This is a genomic window from Exiguobacterium sp. A1_3_1 (genome assembly GCF_048985645.1).
Lineage (GTDB): Bacteria > Bacillota > Bacilli > Exiguobacteriales > Exiguobacteriaceae > Exiguobacterium_A > Exiguobacterium_A indicum.
Map to the genome: position 1 here is coordinate 1 of NZ_WBYY01000255.1, position 3226 is coordinate 3226.

The 3226-nt window shown below is 52.3% G+C and carries 3 protein-coding genes; all 3 read left to right on the plus strand.

From position 1 onward, the window contains the following. Window positions 1–1589: VirB4 family type IV secretion system protein (locus F8N00_RS17265; RefSeq protein ID WP_421018668.1), on the plus strand; the 1589-nt coding region annotated here is incomplete at its 5' end. Next, on the plus strand, window positions 1589–2695 hold the full coding sequence (locus F8N00_RS17270) for a lysozyme family protein (protein WP_251055860.1): 1107 nt from the start codon (window positions 1589–1591) through the stop codon (window positions 2693–2695). The genes F8N00_RS17265 and F8N00_RS17270, both read left to right, overlap by 1 nt. A gap of 13 nt (window positions 2696–2708) precedes the next feature. Beyond that, a partial coding sequence (locus F8N00_RS17275; RefSeq protein WP_421018669.1) for a hypothetical protein occupies window positions 2709–3226 on the plus strand: 518 nt, incomplete at its 3' end.

The window sequence follows — 3226 nt, forward strand, 5'->3', positions numbered from 1 at the left end:
CATATAAGGAATTGAATGAACTCTACGAACAGATCACGCAGGGTGAGACCATGAAATATCTGCATCTCCGGCTCTACGTCAAAGCAAAGACGCTTGAGACACTCGAACGCCAAGTCCAGGATGTGATGGAGGAACTCGAAGCGCGGAACTTCCGCGCAACCGTCTTCCTGAACGAACAGGAATGGGAATGGCAGAGCCTGTTCCTCAGCTACGAGCAACAACAAAAACTACCGAACCGACGTCGCGGTAAGGAGATCCCTTCACTGTCAATTGCGGGAGGTTACCCATTCCATTTCACGTCGCTACAGGATCCGACGGGGACTTACTACGGGACGACGGATACGAACGGGAGTGTCATCTTCGACTTGTTCCATAAGGACAAACAACGGAAGTTCTACAACGCCTTGATGATCGGCAAGATGGGCTCCGGTAAGTCGACGTTGCTCAAGAAGACGGTCCTTGATCAAGCCATCAAAGGCAATCATGTTCGCATCTTGGACGTGACGGGCGAGTTCTCCGACCTCGTACGACAGCTTGGTGGGAAGGAAATCGCGCTCGACGGTTCCGCGGGGCGGATCAATCCGCTCCATGTCTATAAGACGGTGACGCACGCCGACGGATCGGCAGATGAGGCGCTCTCGTTCATGCAACACCTGTCGAAGATTGCGGTCTTCTATCACTACATCAATCCGGCAGCTACGCAGGAAGAAGCGAACGAGTTCGAGATTCTCTTACGGCAACTCTACCTTGAGAAAGGGCTCTGGAACGAGGACGGCGACGCGCCGATCACGACGCACCCCGCAAACACCTATCCGGTCTTCTCCGACTTCTTAGCGCTCGTCCGCTCTGAATTGTATGTGGACGCCGCTCGGACGACAATCCGCGAGACGATCAGTCCGAACCGTGTCCGCCGGCTTGAGAACATCGAACTCGCGATCACGAATCTTGTCCACAACTACGGCAACATCTTCGACGGACATTCTTCGATCGAGCGATTCGATGAGGAAGCGATTGTCTCATTCCCACTACGCAACCTGACCAATCTGAAAGACGAAATCTTTCAGGCACAGGTCTTCAATCTGATGAACATGCTGTGGGACGGGATGATCCTCAACGGTGCCGGACAACTCCGTAGCTACAACCAGGGCGAGTTATTAATCGAAGATGCCTTCAAGTATCTGATTGTCATCGATGAGGCACATCACCTAATCAATACGCGTGATATCGCGCAACCGGCGATTTTATACCTGCAACAGTTCATGCGCGAAGCGCGGAAATACTTCGGGGGTATCTTCTTCGCTTCGCACTTGATCACGGACTTTGTTCCGACCGGTTCGAAGTCGGAGAACGCAGAGAACGTCAAGACGTTGTTCCAACTGACGCAGTATAAGTTCATCGGCGAACAAGACGCCGAGAGCATCCCGACGATCCAGACCGTCTTCGACGGACAGTTGACCGAGAGTGAGACGCGGTTGATTCCGTCGCTCGAGACGGGACGGATCGTCCTCAGTATCTCCGGTGTGAAGACGCTGATCTTTGATGTTGATGTCTCGCCCGAGGAGCTGACCTTGTTCGGAGGTGGTGCCTGATGTGGAGTACGGTCCGGCAGTCGGCACGCGTCGCCGTCCGGATGAAATGGCGACTCCTGACCTTAAAATATCGTCTAATTGCTCTCGGAATCGCGCTTCTGCTTCTCCTACTGATCATCCTCGTCGCAGGTATTCTCGATACATTGACCGGGATCGAGAATGAACAGGCGACGGAGACACCAATCGCTTACTCGGATGCGAGTCTGCAAGTCAGTGATGATGTCCTGCAATATCGCGAAGCAATTGCGCGTGAATTGAAGAAGGAACAGCTCGAGGGACAGACGAACGTCGTCCTTGCGTTGATGATGCAGGAAAGTGGCGGACGCGGGAACGATCCGATGCAAGCGAGTGAATCGAAGTGCGGACGGATTGGTTGCATCACTTCGCCTAATGAAAGCATTCGTTACGGCGTGAAACACTTCGCGTCGGTCTTCCGGCAAGCGAATGAGGACGTTAAGTTGACGCTCCAAAGTTACAACTTCGGGGGTGGTTTCATTGATTACGTTCAAGAAAACGGAGGACGCTATACGAAACAACTCGCGATTTCTTTTTCCCAGATGATGTACCAACGCGTCAAGAAGAGCGGCATCTATCAATGCCATCGTCCGAGCGCAATCGAGCATCAAGCCTGTTACGGTGACATCGAATATGTCGATGCCGTCCTCCGATATCTGACACCGACCGTACTAGCAGAAGGCAAGACAGGACCCATCAAAGGAAAGATACATGCTCCGCTCGACATTCCGCTGCAGATGACGTCGGGATTCGGATCACGGATCGTTTTCGGAAAGACGGACGTCCATACAGGCATCGATTTCAGTTGCCACGATACGGATACCGTCCACGCCGTCCGCTCCGGTACCGTCACCTATAGCGGCTTACGCGGACCATATGGGCAGCTGATTCAGATCAAACAAGGCAACTGGATCACCGCTTACGCCCACCTTTCTGCACGCCAAGTCAAGACGGGGCAGAAGGTCGAGGCTGGTCAAGCCATCGGAATGTGTGGATCGACCGGACGTTCGACCGGGAATCATCTGCACATCGAATTTAAGACGAGTGATTGGTCCGGTCACATTGATCCGGCACCACTGTTTTCGCTATAAGGAGGGATGCACCATGGCATTGACGAGTCGTCATCTCCTGTGGCTCGTGTTGTTCTGTCTGCTGCTGTCGATCAGTGCCAATGTCTATCAATATCGTTCCACGGCAGCAGATGAATCGCATCGAATCGTCGAGAAAGACGAGAAGAAAGTGTTACCAAAAACAACGGTGTCAGATCCGCCCATCTCATTTAATGAACAAGAGCAAGAACAGAAATCGATCATCTCTAAGAGTGCGGAACGCTTCATCACGTTCGCCTTTACATGGGAGGACGGGACCTATCCGACACGCAAACGACAAGCTGATCAGTATATGTCGGAGTCCATTAAACGGACATTGTTTGCTAGCAACGGCAGTGATAGCAAGTTCACCGCCTCCGTCGCTGACATCGAAGTCTTTCTGAACCGTGACGATCCGAAGCATTGCCTTGTCCGCTTCAAACGGACGTTGACGATCGATTCAAACGACTATGAAGAGACATCTGATGAATTAATTGAACTGACCTTTAAGCATCAAGATGGACGATACATCGT